General features: G+C 69.0%; 16 protein-coding genes and 1 pseudogene. 12 read left to right on the top strand and 5 right to left on the bottom strand.

Annotated features, from left to right (window positions below):
• A partial coding sequence (locus ON23_RS12980; RefSeq protein ID WP_157170215.1) for an AAA family ATPase occupies positions 1–996 on the bottom strand: 996 nt, incomplete at its 3' end.
• Between the two features lie 254 nt (positions 997–1,250).
• Between ON23_RS12980 and ON23_RS12975 the strand changes: the two genes are divergently transcribed.
• The 6 genes from ON23_RS12975 (at position 1,251) to hisG (ending at position 6,814) form a co-directional block, all read left to right on the top strand.
• A complete protein-coding gene (locus ON23_RS12975) occupies positions 1,251–2,111 on the top strand; it encodes a HalD/BesD family halogenase (RefSeq protein WP_039778388.1) in 861 nt (286 codons plus the stop codon).
• A 28-nt stretch (positions 2,112–2,139) separates the two neighbouring features.
• Positions 2,140–2,949 (top strand): class I SAM-dependent methyltransferase, encoded by an 810-nt coding sequence (locus ON23_RS12970; RefSeq protein ID WP_218001095.1) that lies wholly within the window; start codon positions 2,140–2,142, stop codon positions 2,947–2,949.
• Positions 2,946–4,760 carry a choline/carnitine O-acyltransferase gene (locus ON23_RS12965; RefSeq protein WP_039778386.1) on the top strand — a complete coding sequence of 605 codons (1,815 nt, stop codon included), beginning with the start codon at positions 2,946–2,948 and terminating at the stop codon, positions 4,758–4,760. Before ON23_RS12970 ends, ON23_RS12965 begins: the two co-directional genes overlap by 4 nt.
• A 170-nt stretch (positions 4,761–4,930) precedes the next feature.
• A complete protein-coding gene (locus ON23_RS12960) occupies positions 4,931–5,521 on the top strand; it encodes a GNAT family N-acetyltransferase (RefSeq protein ID WP_245555940.1) in 591 nt (196 codons plus the stop codon).
• 85 nt (positions 5,522–5,606) lie between these two features.
• The gene (locus tag ON23_RS12955) at positions 5,607–5,870 is read left to right on the top strand and encodes a phosphoribosyl-ATP diphosphatase (protein WP_030518144.1); all 264 of its coding nucleotides are present in this window, start codon (positions 5,607–5,609) and stop codon (positions 5,868–5,870) included.
• A gap of 92 nt (positions 5,871–5,962) precedes the next feature.
• Positions 5,963–6,814 (top strand): ATP phosphoribosyltransferase, encoded by an 852-nt coding sequence (gene hisG / locus ON23_RS12950; RefSeq protein WP_039778385.1) that lies wholly within the window; start codon positions 5,963–5,965, stop codon positions 6,812–6,814.
• A gap of 21 nt (positions 6,815–6,835) precedes the next feature.
• Here the strand turns inward: hisG and ON23_RS12945 are convergent, their stop codons facing one another.
• Positions 6,836–7,699: a RecB family exonuclease gene (locus ON23_RS12945; RefSeq protein WP_039778383.1), complete on the bottom strand. Its 864-nt coding sequence runs from the start codon at positions 7,697–7,699 to the stop codon at positions 6,836–6,838.
• Between the two features lie 83 nt (positions 7,700–7,782).
• Here ON23_RS12945 and ON23_RS12940 point away from each other — a divergent pair, with 83 nt between their 5' ends.
• Positions 7,783–8,616, top strand: coding sequence for a tRNA (adenine-N1)-methyltransferase (locus ON23_RS12940; protein ID WP_039778382.1), 834 nt, complete (start codon positions 7,783–7,785; stop codon positions 8,614–8,616).
• A 118-nt stretch (positions 8,617–8,734) separates the two neighbouring features.
• On the opposite strand, the gene ON23_RS12935 is transcribed toward ON23_RS12940, so the two are convergent.
• Complete coding sequence (locus ON23_RS12935; RefSeq protein ID WP_039778381.1) at positions 8,735–9,223, bottom strand: WKL family lipoprotein; 489 nt, start codon at positions 9,221–9,223, stop codon at positions 8,735–8,737.
• 281 nt (positions 9,224–9,504) lie between these two features.
• Here ON23_RS12935 and arc point away from each other — a divergent pair, with 281 nt between their 5' ends.
• The gene (arc, locus tag ON23_RS12930) at positions 9,505–11,265 is read left to right on the top strand and encodes a proteasome ATPase (protein ID WP_036501801.1); all 1,761 of its coding nucleotides are present in this window, start codon (positions 9,505–9,507) and stop codon (positions 11,263–11,265) included.
• 63 nt (positions 11,266–11,328) lie between these two features.
• Here the strand turns inward: arc and ON23_RS12925 are convergent, their stop codons facing one another.
• Positions 11,329–12,060: a peptidylprolyl isomerase gene (locus tag ON23_RS12925; protein WP_373282186.1), complete on the bottom strand. Its 732-nt coding sequence runs from the start codon at positions 12,058–12,060 to the stop codon at positions 11,329–11,331.
• Positions 12,061–12,181: 121 nt separating this feature from the next.
• Here ON23_RS12925 and ON23_RS12920 point away from each other — a divergent pair, with 121 nt between their 5' ends.
• Positions 12,182–12,862, top strand: coding sequence for a TIGR00266 family protein (locus ON23_RS12920; protein ID WP_030518137.1), 681 nt, complete (start codon positions 12,182–12,184; stop codon positions 12,860–12,862).
• On the opposite strand, the gene ON23_RS12915 is transcribed toward ON23_RS12920, so the two are convergent.
• Positions 12,859–13,386, bottom strand: a complete 528-nt coding sequence (locus ON23_RS12915; protein ID WP_039778379.1) for an NUDIX hydrolase — start codon at positions 13,384–13,386, stop codon at positions 12,859–12,861. The genes ON23_RS12920 and ON23_RS12915 overlap by 4 nt on opposite strands.
• A 106-nt stretch (positions 13,387–13,492) precedes the next feature.
• On the opposite strand from ON23_RS12915, the gene ON23_RS12910 reads away from it, so the two are divergent.
• The 3 genes and pseudogenes from ON23_RS12910 to ON23_RS12900 all read left to right on the top strand — a co-directional run.
• Positions 13,493–14,242, top strand: a complete 750-nt coding sequence (locus tag ON23_RS12910; RefSeq protein ID WP_039778377.1) for a LamB/YcsF family protein — start codon at positions 13,493–13,495, stop codon at positions 14,240–14,242.
• Positions 14,239–14,871 carry a 5-oxoprolinase subunit B family protein gene (locus ON23_RS12905; protein ID WP_039778375.1) on the top strand — a complete coding sequence of 211 codons (633 nt, stop codon included), beginning with the start codon at positions 14,239–14,241 and terminating at the stop codon, positions 14,869–14,871. The genes ON23_RS12910 and ON23_RS12905 overlap by 4 nt, the downstream gene beginning before the upstream one ends.
• A pseudogene (locus ON23_RS12900) lies at positions 14,868–15,177 on the top strand (allophanate hydrolase subunit 2 family protein); the annotation flags it as partial. The gene ON23_RS12905 and the pseudogene ON23_RS12900, both read left to right, overlap by 4 nt.

Below are 15,177 nucleotides of genomic sequence, written 5' to 3'. Positions count from 1 at the left end.
CTCCAGCAGTTCCTCGACCTCCGCGGCGGCGGGCTCCGCCCCGGAACCGTCGGAGGTGTCGAGGCCGGAACAGACGGCCACGATGGCGTCGAGGTCGGCGCCCACCTCGAGGCCCGAATCGGCGTCGGCGTCGGCGGGATTGACGTCGTATCCGGGTGCGAAGACCGACATCCGCTCGAACAGCAGCCGTTCGCGCGCGTCGCACAGTTCGAACGACCACGCGATCACGTCGGTGATACCGCGATGCCGGGTGTCCGCGCCGACCAGAGTGGCGGGCGGCCAGTGCAGGCGGGTGTCGCCGGCGCGGCCGTCGAGATCGCGCAGGATCACGGCCGGCGGTCGCCGCCGCAGCCGTGCCGCCGCGAGCCGGATGTGCAGCGGGTAGTGGTGCAGATGCCGGCAGATGGAGGCCACCGTGCCGGCGCTGTCGGGGCTCAGCACGGTACCGGTCAAGGCCGCGCGCTGGTGGAACAACTCGACGGCCTGGCGCTGCGTCAACGGCGGGAGCGGGAGGAGTTGCTCGTCGACCCAGCCGAGGGGGCGACGGCTGGTGGCCAGCACCGTCAGGCCCGGCACCGTCTCGATCAGCTCGGCGATCACCTGCCCCGCACCGTCGATGACGTGCTCGCAGTTGTCCATGACCAGCACCGGGGGCGCGGCGGCGGCAGTGAGGGTATCGCTCAGCGCCGGCCAGGGATCCCGCCCGGAGAAGTCGTGATCGACGACCGCGCGCACCACTTCCTCGGCCACGCCGGCCGCGTCCGTCCCCGCCGCCAGCCGCGCCAGGCGCACCCAGTGCACGCGCCGCTCGCCGGTCCGGGGCAACCGGTGCACGGCCTCGGTGACCAGGCGAGTCTTGCCCAGACCACCCGCACCGATCACCGTGACGAGCCGCGCGGGCCCGGACAGCAGGGTGGCCAGCCGCCCCAGTTCCGGTTCGCGGCCGATGAATTCGTCGGAGGTGGTCGGGACGGTGCCCACCCGCAGTGGCGCCATCTCGCGACCCTACCGCCCGTGACCGGCGTCCGGACGGGCGCGGTGCGTCGCGGCGTTGTGGTCGCGAATATCGCTGGCGCACATGGTTACTCGAGGGTTTGTGAGCTTTCCCAATGATATCCGGGAATCTGCTGTGCGATGGCCTCCGGCAGGTCACAATGATCTTCATGGCGGCGACAGGGGGTTGTGGCAACGTGGGTGAAATGGGCCGGGTGAACGGCGAAACTGCTGGGGGAGAAGGTACTTCGGAACGGGTGGACGGCCCTGCACTGGCTGCCGTCGTCGACACCGAGCGCTATCCGCTCGACGCACCCGGCAGTGCGCGGTGGGTCGAGGTGGTGCGCCGGGCGCGCCAGGACCTCGCCGCCGACGGCTGCACCGTCCTGCCCGGCTTCGTGCGCCCGGACCTGCTGGCCACGCTGCGCGAGGAGGGCGCCGAACTCGCCCCGCACGCCTACTACACGGTCGAGAAGGTCAACGCCTACAACATTCCGCTCGACAGCGACCTGCCTCCCGACCACCCGGCCACGATCGTGCTCGAGCGCGGAAACGCCTTCGTCGCGCGCGATCTCATTCCCCGGACCGCGGTGATCCAGGTGCTCTACACCAGTGCGACGTTCCAGCGGTTGGTCGCCGAATGCTTCGGTCTGCCGCAATTGCACGAATACACCGATCCGCTGGCGGGGTTGTGTCTCAACGTGGTTGCGCCCGGCATGTCGCATCCGTGGCATTTCGACACCAACGAATTCACGGTCTCGATGCTGACCCAGGAGCCGGACGCGGGCGGGGTCTTCGAATACTGCCCGCGCATCCGCACGCCGGAATCGGAGAATCTGGCCGATGTACGGTCGGTGCTCACCGGATCGGGCGAGCCGCTCATCCGGCGGCTCACGCTGCGCCCCGGCGATCTGCAATTGTTCCAGGGCCGTTTCTCCCTGCATCGGGTCTCACCGGTGGAGGGCGCCACCCAGCGTCACAGCGCGATCTTCGCCTACAGCGACCGCCCGGGCATCGTGGGCGCGGTCGAACGCACCCGGCAACTGTTCGGGCGGGTGCTGCCGGACCATCTGGCCGCGGCGGGCAATGCCGTACGCGGCGACCGACTTCTCGACTGATCACCCGCTCGACTCAGGAGGATCGCCCGTGACGGTTTCGATGCACAGCACCGGAAAAGCTTCGTTCGACGACATCTACGACCGCCCCGATCCGAGCGCCTACTGCCGCCGGATGGCCGAATTGGACTACTGCATCCCGGAATTGGCGAAGCCCGCTTTCCTCGAACTCTTCGCCGACTACGAGGCGCACACCGGTACCGCGCCGACCGTCCTGGACCTGGGCTGCTCCTACGGGGTGAACGCGGCGCTGCTGCGCTTCGGCACCACCGTCGCCGATCTGGCCGAGCACTACGGTGACGCCGATACCGCCACCTGCATCGCCCGCGACCGCGCCCGCCTGGCCGCCGACGACCGGCTGCCCGAGATCCGCTTCATCGGCATGGACGCCTCCGCGCCGGCGTTGGACTACGCGGCCGCCACCGGGCTGCTGCACGAAACCGTCCACGCCGATCTGGAGGCGGGCGATCCCACCGAGGCGCAACGGAAGATCATCGGGTCGGCGGATCTGGTGATCTCCACGGGCTGCGTCGGTTACGTCACCGGCCGCACCCTCACACGGGTGGCCCGCGCGCACGGTACCCGGCTACCGTGGATGGCACACTTCGTCCTGCGGATGTACGCCTTCGAACCGATCGCGCGCGAACTCGCCGCCCTGGGGTACCGGACCGAGCGCCGTCCCGGCACCTTCCGGCAGCGTCGCTTCGCCTCCGCGGCCGAACAGCAACAGGTACTGAATACTTTGACCGCCAACGGAATCGATCCGACCGGCTACGAATCCGACGGCTGGCTGCACGCCGAACTGTACATATCCACACCGACCCCCGAGGACCGCCCGTGACCGACCGTACCTTCGCCTTCGACGATCAGCTGCCGCGCGTGCCGCTGCCCACGCTCGACGACAGCTGTGCGCGTTTCCTGCAGTGGTCGCGGCCGCTGCTGTCGGAGGACGAATACGCCGATACCGAGCGCGCCGTGGCCGATCTGCTGCGCGCCGACGGTCCGGCCCGGATCCTGCACGCCGATCTGGAGCGGTTCGACAGCAGCCCCGGCGTCGGCAGCTGGCTCGACGAGTTCTGGCCCTCGCGCTATCTGGGCCGTCGCGACCGGATCGCGGTCAACGCCAACTTCTTCTTCCTGTTCCGCAACGACACGCCACTGGCGCAGTCCACCTCGGATCAGCAGGCCGAGCGCGCCGCCGCGCTGATCACCGCCGCGGTGAACTACAAGCTGCTGCTCGATCGGGAGGAGATCCCGCCGGTCGTGCAACGCGGAGCGCACTTTTCGATGGCGCAGAACAAATTCCTGTTCTCCGAGACCAGGATTCCGGGCGATCCGCAGGACAGCGTGCGGGTGCCCTACAGCGACGACTGGCCCGGCCCGTCGCAGGCGCGCCACATCGTGGTCTTCCACCACGGCGCCATGTTCCGGATGGAGGTCATCGGCGCCGGCGGTGCGCCGCACGCCCCGGAGGACCTCGCCGACGGACTGCGGGCCGTGCTCAAGGCGGCGCCCGAGCAACTGCCGGTCGACTCCTCGGCCGGGCATCTGACCACCATGGCGCGCGCCGAATGGGCCGGGGTGCGTACCCGTCTGCTCGGCGATCCGGTCAACGCGGCCGCACTGGAATCGATCGAAACCGCGCTGTTCTGCGTCTGCCTCGACGATGTGACCCCGGCCGATCAGCTCGCGGCCAGCGATCAACTGCTGCACGGCGACAGCGGTAACCGGTGGTTCGACAAAGCGGTCTCGCTGATCGTCTTCGCCGACGGCAGCGCCGGTATCAATGTCGAACACTGCGGACTCGACGGCACCACCATCCTGTCGTTCGTCGACAGGCTGCTCGAAGCCCCGGTCGCCGAGCATGCCGCACAGTCGGGCGCGCAACCGCAGGGACTGCCCTCGGTGGAGCCGATCGAATTCCGGCTCGACGATCGGTTGCGCGGTGAGATCTCCTCGGCCGCAGCCGCGTTCGCGCAGTTCGTCGCCGACAACGCCACCACCACGGTGTCGTTCGACCGCTTCGGTACCGGCCGCGCCAAGGAACTCGGCATCTCGCCGGACGCCTTCGCGCAGTTGAGCTACCAGCTCGCCCATCAACGCAGCAAGGGCATGATCGGGGCCACCTACGAATCGATCGCGACCCGGCAGTACCGCAACGGCCGCACCGAGGCGATGCGCGTGGTGACCCCGCAGATTCTGGAATTCGTTGCCGCCATGGATGATTCGTCGGCCGATGCGGCGACGAAACTGGCCGCCGCCCGAGCGGCCGCGACCGCGCACGTGGAGCGCGCCAAACAGTGCCAGCGCGGTGAGGCGCCGGAGCAGCATCTGTGGGAGCTGCAGTGGGTGCAGCGCCGGCGTGGCGCCGAACTGGGCGCCACCGAGCCGATGCCCTTCTTCGACAGCCCGGGCTGGATCATCACCCGCGACGACTACCTGAGTACGAGTTCGGCGCCCTCGGCGAATATCGAATACTTCGGTTTCGGCTGCACCAGCCAGAAGTGCATCGGCATCGCCTACGTCCTGCTGCCGGATCGCTGGAACATCTACCTCGCCACGCCGAAATCCGTTGCGGAGCAGATGTATCGGTTCGCGGACGAGCTGCGGCGGGCCGTATCCGAACTGGAGGAGCTGCTCGCCTCCGCTTGATCGACAGGACGCATCCCGGTCGACCGTCACCCGTGTCGGGTGGCGGTCGGCTCGTGCTGTGCCGCTTCTGCTCCGACGGGGAGCGCCGATCCGCCGGTATCGCCGCGCCTCGGCGCGAGGCGTGATCCGCGACGCGACGCACGTCCACCGCTGTCGGTAGCCTCGTTCCCGTGGTCGACTCGGTGATGCCGCGGTTCACCTGGCGGCACGTCACACCGGCGGATTTCGCGCTGCTGGGGCATTGGCTGGCGCAACCACATGTGCGGCGGTGGTGGCATCACGACTTCGACGCCGCCGCGGTCGAGCGTGACTTCGGCCCGACCGCGCGCGGGGAGGTGGCCGCCGAGGATCTGCTCGTCAGCGCCGACGGCGAACCCGTCGGGCTGGTGCAGCGGATCCGCTGGGCGGACTGGCCCGGGTACGGGGAGCAGATGCGGCCGATCCTCGAGGTGCCCGGCGAGGCCGTGTCGCTGGACTATTTGATCGGTGAGCCGGGGCGGGTGGGACGTGGCCTCGGTTCGGCGATGCTGCGCGCGGTCGTCGCGGCGAGTTGGGGCGACTATCCGCGCGCCGACTGCATCGTCATCCCCGTCGCGGCGGCCAACCGCGCGTCCTGGCGGGCGCTGGAGAAGGCCGGGCTGCGACGAATCGCGGCAGGGGAGCTACCGCCGGACAACCCGATCGACGACGGATGGCATTACATCTATCGCATCGATCGTCCCCGCGAGGCTCCGGCGGCATCGTCGCCCTCCGGACGGTGACCGCGCGCACACCCGCGGCAACCGCGGCGCCCGCGCCGATAACCGATTGCGGGACATATGCGGTCGTCTGAAAGAATGGCCTCCCGTGAAGACTTTCGAAACCCTGTTCGCCGAGCTGCAGGATCGTGCGGCCAACCGTCCGGAAGGTTCCGCAACCGTGGCGGCATTGGACGCCGGGGTCCATGCGCAGGGCAAGAAGGTGATCGAAGAGGCCGGTGAGGTGTGGATCGCCGCCGAACACGAGACCGACGAACAGCTGGCCGAAGAGATCTCGCAGCTCCTGTACTGGGTGCAGGTGCTGATGGTGGGCCGCGGTCTGCGGCTCGAGGACGTGTACCGACATCTGTGACGGGTGAGGCCCGGGCCACCAGGCTCCCGGGCGACACGGTTCGACCGGCTCCCTGACACATCTGTCCGCCACCCGTCCCGAAAGGACACCCCATGCTTCGCGTCGCAGTCCCCAACAAAGGCGCCCTGTCCGAATCGGCCGTCGAAATTCTCACCGAGGCCGGCTACCGCAAACGCAGCGATTCGCGCGACCTGTCGGTGATCGACAACGCCAACCAGGTCGAATTCTTCTTCCTCCGCCCGAAGGACATCGCGATCTACGTCGGGTCGGGACGCCTCGACCTCGGCATCACCGGCCGCGATCTGGCCCTGGATTCCGGCGCCCCGGTGCAGGAACGCCTCGGCCTCGGTTTCGGCCGCTCCACCTTCCGCTACGCCGCCCCCGCTGGGCGCGAATGGAAGGTCGAGGATCTCTACGACAAGCGGATCGCCACCAGCTACCCGAATCTGGTGCTGCAGGATCTGCAGCGCCGCGGCATCGAGGCCGAGGTGATCCGGCTCGACGGCGCGGTGGAGATCTCCATCCAGCTCGGCGTCGCGGATGCCATCGCCGATGTGGTCGGCTCCGGCCGCACCCTGCGCCAGCACGATCTGGTCGCCTTCGGCGATTCGCTGTGCGATTCGGAGGCCGTGCTGATCGAGGCCACCGGTTCCGATCGCAGCGACAAGGTCCGCAACCAGCTCATCGCCCGGGTCCAGGGCGTGGTCTTCGCCCAGCAGTACCTGATGCTGGATTACGACTGCCCGAAGGATCTGCTGGACCGCGCCGCCGCGATCACGCCCGGGCTGGAGTCGCCGACCGTGTCCCCGCTGACCGATCCGGACTGGGTCGCCGTGCGCGCGCTGGTGCCCCGCAATCAGGGCAACGACGTGATGGATCAGCTCGCCGAACTCGGCGCCAAGGCGATCCTCGCCACCGATATCCGTTCCTGCCGCGCCTTCTGACGTCGGCGGACGGCGCCGCGGTCACGGATGCGGCACCGTCGCGGCGGCATCGTCCGGCCAGCCCGGATACGGCGGCGGGGTACCGCCGTAGGCCGGGCACAGGGAGCGGTACTCGCAGAATTTGCAGCTCCACCCGGGCCGCGGCGGGAAATCGCCGTCGCGGCCGGCGGTGGTGATCGCCGCCCACAGCGCCGACAGGATGCGCTCGAACCGGACGAGTTCGTCCGCGTCCGGCGCATAGGTCAGGATCTGCCCGTCGCGCAGGTACAGCAGCCGCAGCTCGGCCGGGGCCACCCCGCGGGTGCGGTACATGATCAGCGCGTAGAACTTCAGCTGGAACAGCGCCTTCTGTTCGGCATCGGGCGCGGGAGTGCGGCCGGTCTTGTAGTCGACGACCCGCAACCGGCCGTCCGGCGCGATATCGATGCGGTCGACATAACCGCGCAGCGGCGATCCGTCCGCCAGCCGGACTTCCACCAGCGATTCACAGGATTCCGGGTCGAATCCGGTGGGGTTCTCGAGGTGGTAGTAGCCGCGGACCAGGCGGCTCACCTCGTCGAGAAACGGTGGGAGACCGCCCTGTTCGAGCACCACCTCGATCTCGGGGCGATCTGCCAGCAAACGCTGCCAGGCCGGTTCCACCAGCGCCGCGGCCCGCTCCGGAACGCGTTCACCACTGGGTAGCCCGTACAGCGATTCCAGCACCGCGTGCACCACCGTTCCGCGGACGGCGTCGCGGCCGGGAGTTTCCGGAATGCGGTCGATCGCGCGTAATCGGTATTTGAGCGGACATTGTTTGAAATCGATTGCCCGCGAGGGCGACAACGCCGGTCCGCGGGAAACGGCCGGTAATTCGGGCGGGGTCGCCGTCGGTGGTGCGGACATACCTGGCAGGCTATCGGCGGGTACCGACACATTCCGCGGCGCGTTACCGCCGCCGGAAATGACGCACAGGAGAACGGAGATTCATGACGGCCAGACGGACCGGCCCATTCGCCACGGGGGACCGGGTGCAGCTGACCGATGCCAAGGGCAGGCAACACACCGTCGTCCTGGAGCCGGGCAAGGAGTTCCACACCCACAAGGGACCGATCCGCCACGACGAGCTGATCGGCGCCGACGAGGGCTGTGTGGTCCAATCCGCCAACGGCACACCGTATCTCGCGCTGCGGCCGCTGCTGGTCGACTATGTGCTGTCGATGCCGCGCGGTGCGGCCGTCATCTACCCCAAGGACGCCGCGCAGATCGTGCACGAGGGTGACGTGTTCCCCGGAGCGCGGGTGCTCGAGGCCGGCGCCGGATCGGGTGCGCTGACCTGCTCGCTGCTGCGCGCGGTCGGGCCGAACGGCAGTGTGCGCTCCTACGAGATCCGCGAGGACCATGCCGAGCACGCCGTGCGCAACGTCGAGCGATTCTTCGGCGAACGGCCGGACAACTGGACGCTGACCCTCGGCGACGTCGCCGACTACGACGGCGGGCAGGTCGACCGGGTGGTTCTGGACATGCTCAAACCGTGGGACGCGCTGCCGGCCGTGTCGCGCGCGCTGATCCCCGGCGGAGTCCTGATCGTCTACGTCGCCACCGTCACGCAGCTGTCGGAGGTCGTGGAGGCGCTGCGCCAGCAACAGTGCTGGACCGAGCCCCGGTCCTGGGAGTCGCTGGTGCGGCCGTGGCACGTGGTCGGCCTGGCGGTGCGCCCCGAACACCGCATGCAGGGGCATACGGCCTTCCTGGTGAGCGCCCGGCGCCTCGCCGACGGCGTGGTGGCACCCAAACCGCAGCGGCGCCCCTCCAAGGGCTGAGCGGGCGACTGAGGGCTCGTCCTTTCGTTCGCTGTCCTCGGCTCGACCGGCGGCCGCCCGGCCGCCGCGGTGGCCCCGGTTCGCGCCTGGCGAAACCGGGGCCGGTGTCGTGGCCCGATCAGGGCTGGCAGGGCGCCATGCCCATGGCCAGGATCTGGCATGCGGAGGCGTCCGAGAGCTGCCAGCCGGCGGCCGAGTGCTGCCAGGTCATCGGCATCGGGCCCGCCGGGCCGTGCGGGGAGGTGATGGTGACCTGGCCGGTGGCCTGGTCGCCCTCGGTCTTGATGTCGGCGACGGTGAAGGTGATGGTGCCGTAGTTGGCCAGCCCCTTGGTCATGGTGTCGATGTTGGCGGCGCGCTTATCCCCTCCGACCACCAGTTTTTCCTTCTCGGTGGTCGGCTTGGCCGGATCCACGAAACCGTTGAGGGTGGCCTGCAGTTCCTCGGCGGTGGGGGCGGGCGCGGCGGCGGCGCTCGTCGCGGCGGCCGAGGCCGAGGTGGCCGTGGTGGCTTTCGTCGGCGTGGAGTCCTGGGAATTGTCGGACCCGCATGCTGTCATAGCGGTAACGGCGAGCGCGGCGAACGCGGTAGCCGTAGCAAGACGCAACCGGCGCGAACCGGAAACACCGGCGGTCCGCGTGGCGTTGCTCCCGGTGCGGGTACTGCCGCCGAAGGGAGTAACGCTGTGGCGGGTAGGAAGGAGCATCGACTAGACCTTTCGGTTCGGTCCGGCGAATTCGCTCGCCGAATGCAGGTTAGGGCAGGCTAACATGGTGGCCCGGGCCGGTAGACCGCAGCTGAGATGTGATCACGACGAAACCATGTCGGAAAGCGAGAACGGTTCGCGCCCGGTAGCGTTGATAGACCGGGACTGGGAGGAGCAGCATCATGAGCCCCATCGAGAATTCGGATTCGGCGGCCTGGAGAGAACTCGAGGTGGTACGCGCCGAGGCGGCTGCACTCCGTAGGCAACTCGCCGACTCGCCGGATCGTTCAAGGGAATTGGAAGCTCGTATCGATTCGCTGACGATTCGCAACACCAAACTGATGGACACCCTCAAAGAGGCTCGTCAGCAGTTGGTGGCGCTGCGTGAGGAGGTCGATCGGCTGGGCCAGCCGCCCAGCGGCTACGGCGTGCTGATCGGTGTGTACGAGGATCAGACGGTCGACGTGTTCACCTCGGGACGCAAGATGCGCCTGACGTGCTCGCCGAACATCGACACCTCGGAACTGCACTACGGACAGACCGTGCGCCTGAACGAGGCGCTCACGGTCGTCGAGGCCGGCACCTTCGACCGGACCGGTGAGATCGGCACCCTGCGCGAGGTCCTCGACGACGGCCGCCGCGCCCTGGTCGTGGGCCATGCCGACGAAGAACGCGTGGTCTGGCTGTCGGGCCCGCTGTCGGCGCTGGTCGACGCTGACGACGTCGAAGATCCCAACGCGCCCGTGCGGCGGTTGCGCCCGGGTGATTCGCTGCTCGTCGACACCAAGGCCGGATTCGCGTTCGAGCGCATCCCCAAGGCCGAGGTCGAGGATCTGGTGCTCGAAGAGGTGCCCGATGTCGGTTACGAGGACATCGGTGGCCTGGGCCGTCAGATCGAGCAGATCCGCGACGCGGTGGAGCTGCCGTTCCTGCACAAGGATCTGTTCCGCGAGTACGCGCTGCGCCCGCCCAAGGGTGTGCTGCTCTACGGTCCGCCGGGCTGCGGTAAGACGCTGATCGCCAAGGCGGTCGCCAACTCGCTGGCGAAGAAGATCGCCGAGGCGCGCGGTGAGGACGCCAAGGAGGCCAAGTCCTTCTTCCTCAACATCAAGGGTCCCGAGCTGCTGAACAAGTTCGTGGGCGAGACCGAGCGCCACATCCGGATCATCTTCCAGCGGGCTCGTGAGAAGGCCTCCGAAGGCACCCCGGTGATCGTGTTCTTCGACGAGATGGACTCGATCTTCCGGACCCGTGGTTCGGGTGTGTCCTCCGATGTGGAGACCACGGTCGTGCCCCAGCTGCTGTCGGAGATCGACGGTGTGGAGGGCCTGGAGAACGTCATCGTGATCGGTGCGTCCAACCGCGAGGACATGATCGACCCCGCGATCCTGCGGCCCGGCCGCCTGGACGTGAAGATCAAGATCGAGCGTCCGGATGCCGAAGCGGCACAGGACATCTTCTCCAAGTACCTCACCGAGCAGTTGCCGCTGCATGCCGACGACATCGCCGAGTTCGCCGGCGATCGCGCCAAGTGCGTCCAGGCGATGATCGAGCGGGTCGTGGACCGGATGTACGCCGAGAGCGAGGACAACCGCTTCCTCGAGGTCACCTACGCCAACGGTGACAAGGAGGTCCTGTACTTCAAGGACTTCAACTCCGGCGCCATGATCCAGAACATCGTGGACCGTTCCAAGAAGTACGCGATCAAGTCCGTGCTGGAGACCGGCAACCCCGGTCTGCGCATCCAGCACCTGTTCGACTCGATAGTCGACGAGTTCTCCGAGAACGAGGACCTGCCCAACACCACCAATCCTGATGACTGGGCACGTATTTCGGGTAAGAAGGGCGAACGGATCGTCTACATCCGGACGCTGGTTACCGGTAAGAACGCTTCGGCGAGCCGGGCGATCGATACCGAATCCAATACGGGTCAGTACCTCTAGGAGTACCGCGCACACACGAAGGCCGCGCCCGCATCGCGAGCGCGGCCTTCGCCGTATCCGGTGTCAGCGCCGGGCAGTGGCCACCGAGTCGAGCACAATATCGGTGGCCGGTGCGCCGTCGCCGGATCCGTCCTTCACGCCGCCCGCGGCGATGTTCTGCAACACATCCATACCGCCGGTGATCCGGCCGAACGGGGTGTAGTTGGGCGGCAGTTTGCTGTCGGAGTAGACCAGGAAGAACTGGCTTCCGTTGGTGTTGGGGCCGGAGTTGGCCATCGCGACCGTTCCCGCCGGGTAGGTCGCACCGGCCAGGTTCTCGTCGCCGAAGCGGTAGCCGGGACCGCCGGTGCCGGTGCCGGTCGGATCACCGCACTGCAGCACGAAGATGCCCTCGGTGGTCAGGCGGTGGCAGCGGGTGTGGTCGAAGTACTGCTCGCCGGCGAGGAAGGCGAACGAGTTGACCGTATGCGTCGCCCGCGCGGAGTCGAGGGCGACGGTGATGGTTCCGCAGTTGGTTTCCAGCGTCGCGGTGTACCCGGCGTTGGGGTCGATGGTCACCGCGGGCTCGGCCGGCCACTGCTTGCCGTTGGGCTGAGCGTCGCCGGGGGTCATGCAGCCGGGAGCCTGGGTGTGCAGTGGCAGCGGGGCGGCCACCGCAGTCGTGCCGCCGGCCAGCAGCGCGATCGCCGCACCCGCCGCCGCCAAGCCGCTGCGCACCGGCAATCTGCGCGATCTGCGATCGCGGCGGGCGGAGTGGTCGAGATCGGACTGCGAGGGTGGGAAATCGATATGCACCGGGGCGGGCCTCCGACATTCGTCTCGTGATTCGGTTCGGTCGCCCGGCATCATCGCATGCCCGCCCGCCGGGTGCTGGTGAATGGGACATCCCGCCCCCGGCGCTGCTAACGTCGCGGCCATGCAGGTGGTGTTGCGGCATAATCCGTCGTCCACGGTGGCACGGTGTTTTCTCGCCGGTGGGGAGCCGTTGCGTGCGGAAACCGGTGCGATGGTGGCCCATTCGGCCGGAGTGAGCCTGGCCGCGAAGGCCGAGGGCGGATTCCTGGCGGGGCTGAAGCGTTCCGTGCTGGCCGGTGAGTCGTTCTTCGTGTCCACGTTCACCGCGCCCCCGCAGGGCGGCTGGGTCGATGTCGCGCCGGCGTTACCCGGTGACATGCTGGCACTGCCGATCGCGCCGGACCGCCCGTACTTCATCAGCCGCGGCGGCTGGATCGCCAATTCCCATGGCGTGCAGGTGGAAGCGAAATGGGGCGGGTTCGCCAACATGTTCGGCGGCGAGGGCGGATTCGGCCTGCGCGCCCAGGGACAGGGTGAGGTCGTGCTCGGCGTCTTCGGCGCGATCGACGTGATCGATCTGCAGCCGGGTGAGTCGGTGACCATCGACTGCGGACACGTGGTGGCCTACGACCTCGCACTGAAATTCGGTATCCGCCGGGCGGTTTCGGGTCGTTCGCTGCAATCGATCACTTCCGGCGAGGGGCTGGTGTTCGACTTCACCGGTCCGGGCCGGGTGCTGCTGCAGACCCGCAACCCGGGCGCGTTCGCGGCGTGGGCCGGCGCGGTCACCTCGTCCGGTTAGGGCCGATCGCGCGGGTGCAGCAGGTCGCCGATCAGGACTCGGGTGTCGGGGACGAACGGCCAGCCGGGATCGCTCAGATGCTCCCACAGTTGCGCGTCGGTCCACCACCAGCCCGCGGCGATCTCCTCGGCCTGAACGGTGATCGGCCCGTCGGAGCGGATCTCGTAGGCGAACAGATGGCACCGCATCGGGCGGCCCGCCCAGCTGCCGTCCCAGGACACCCGGGCCAGCGGCCGCGGGTCCGCCGGGGCCGCAACGATTCCCAGCTCCTCACCCAGCTCGCGCGCCGCCGCGGCGGCGGGATCCTCCCCGGGGGCCAGCACGCCGCCGGCCAGACAGTCGTGCATCCCGGCGAACACCATCTTCGTATCGGTCCGCCGATGGACGTAGATGCGCCGCCCGTCGAGCGATCGCACCAGCACGCCGGCACTGGCATGCCACAATCCTTCGGCATACACCTCGGCGCGTTCGGCACTGCCGGTCTCGTTGCCGCGGCCGTCGTAGACGGCGATGACCTCACCCATTCCCGCCACCCTAGGCGGTGGGCGGGGGAGAATGCGCCCACGGTGGCGTATCGGCGACGAGCGCGGACGATGGTGGTAGGACAACGGCGAGGCGAGGTGATACTCCGTGGTGATCGATCTGAACAGCGATCTCGGGGAGGGATACGGTGCGTACACGATGGGTGACGACGAGGCACTGCTCGACGTCGTGACCAGCGCCAATATCGCCTGCGGATTCCACGGCGGGGATCCGGTGATCATGCGGCGCACCTGTGATCTGGCGGTCGCGCACGGCGTGCGGATCGGCGCGCACATCTCCTATCGCGACCTCGCCGGATTCGGCCGCCGCGAGATGGCGGTGTCCCCGGCCGAGCTGACCGCCGAGTCGATCTATCAGATCGGCGCACTCGAAGGCTTCGCCCGGGCCGCCGGCGATCGGGTGCGCTATGTGAAACCCCATGGTGCGCTGTATCACTCGGCGGCGTCCGATCCCGCGGCGGCCGAGGCGGTGGTGGCGGCGATGCTCACCTTCGGTGGGTTGAGCCTGCTCGGGCCCGCCGATTCGGAGCTTGCTCGCGCGGCGGAGGCGGCCGGAATCCCGTTTTACGCGGAGGGTTTCGCCGACCGCGCCTACACCCCCGAGGGGAGGCTGGTGCCGCGCGGGCGAGCCGGTGCGGTGCTGGCCGCGGAAGCGGCGCTGGGGCAGGCGGTGTCGATCGCCGTGGACGGATACGCCCACACGGTGGCCGGCGACCCGGTGCGTGTCGAGGTGCGCAGCCTCTGCGTCCACGGCGATTCGCCCGATGCGGTCCGGATGGCGCGCTCGATCCGGCAGTCGCTGCTGGACAAGGGCGTCGAGCTGCGGAGCTTCACATGAGCGCGCTGACCGTGCGGCCCGCGGGCGACCGCGCGCTGCTCCTCGAACCGGCCGACGCCGCCCAGTTGCCGCTGCTGCTCGACCACCTGCGGCGCGCGCCGATCGACGGGGTGGCCGACCTGCTGCCCGCCGCCCGGACCGTCCTGCTCACGCTGTGTCCCGGCATCGACCCGGCGGCGATCGAATCACGCGTGCGCGCACTGGATCTCGCATCGGGCGCCGATGCCGATGGTGTGGCCGAGGCGGAGACGGTGACCGTTCCGGTGTGCTACGACGGGCCCGACCTCGCCGATGCCGCCGACCATCTGGGGGTCTCGCCCGGGGAGCTGGTCGAGCGGCACACCGCTGCGCACTGGCGGTGCGCCTTCGTCGGTTTCGCACCCGGATTCGGCTATCTGCACGCGCCCGACGCCGGACTGTCGGTGCCGCGGCGCCCGCAGGCCCGGACCGCGGTCCCGGCGGGGTCGGTCGCCCTGGCGGGGGGATACAGCGCCGTCTATCCGCGCAGCTCGCCGGGCGGCTGGCAGATCATCGGCCGCACCGACCTGGTGCTGTGGGATGTGGCGCGGCCGGAACCGGCGCTGTTGCGCGCGGGTACCCGGGTCCGGTTCGTGGCGGTGGATCGGTGAAAGCCCCGGCGGCGCGGATGCGGGTGCTCGAGCCGGGCGCGCTGAGCACCGTGCAGGATCTCGGGCGGCCGGGCTGGTTCCACGCCGGGGTCGGGGTCTCGGGGGCCGTGGACCGCCGGGCGCTGCGGCTGGCCAACCGCCTGGTGGGCAATGCCGAATCGGCGGCGGCCATCGAATGTGTGCTGGGCGGGCTGAGTGTGGAATTCGACGCCCCGGCAATCGTGAGCGTCACGGGCGCGCCGGTGCCGATCAGCGTCGGCGTCCGGGCGGAACCCCCGGCTTCGGTGCTGTTCGTCGCGGCCGGGC

Source organism: Nocardia cerradoensis NBRC 101014, assembly GCF_000308535.1.
In the GTDB taxonomy this organism is placed as follows: Bacteria; Actinomycetota; Actinomycetes; order Mycobacteriales; family Mycobacteriaceae; genus Nocardia; species Nocardia cerradoensis.
Note: the sequence above shows the minus strand (reverse complement) of the source record. Positions and strands in the feature narration are given on the sequence as shown.

What these genes read in the sequence shown, in the direction of transcription:
- hisG (WP_039778385.1), top strand. Translation starts at nt 5,963, where the DNA reads ATGCTTCGCGTCGCAGTCCCCAACAAAGGCGCCCTGTCCGAATCGGCC.
- ON23_RS12945 (WP_039778383.1), bottom strand. Translation starts at nt 7,699, where the DNA reads ATGTCCGCACCACCGACGGCGACCCCGCCCGAATTACCGGCCGTTTCC.
- ON23_RS12940 (WP_039778382.1), top strand. Translation starts at nt 7,783, where the DNA reads ATGACGGCCAGACGGACCGGCCCATTCGCCACGGGGGACCGGGTGCAG.
- arc (WP_036501801.1), top strand. Translation starts at nt 9,505, where the DNA reads ATGAGCCCCATCGAGAATTCGGATTCGGCGGCCTGGAGAGAACTCGAG.
- ON23_RS12920 (WP_030518137.1), top strand. Translation starts at nt 12,182, where the DNA reads ATGCAGGTGGTGTTGCGGCATAATCCGTCGTCCACGGTGGCACGGTGT.
- ON23_RS12915 (WP_039778379.1), bottom strand. Translation starts at nt 13,386, where the DNA reads ATGGGTGAGGTCATCGCCGTCTACGACGGCCGCGGCAACGAGACCGGC.
- ON23_RS12905 (WP_039778375.1), top strand. Translation starts at nt 14,239, where the DNA reads ATGAGCGCGCTGACCGTGCGGCCCGCGGGCGACCGCGCGCTGCTCCTC.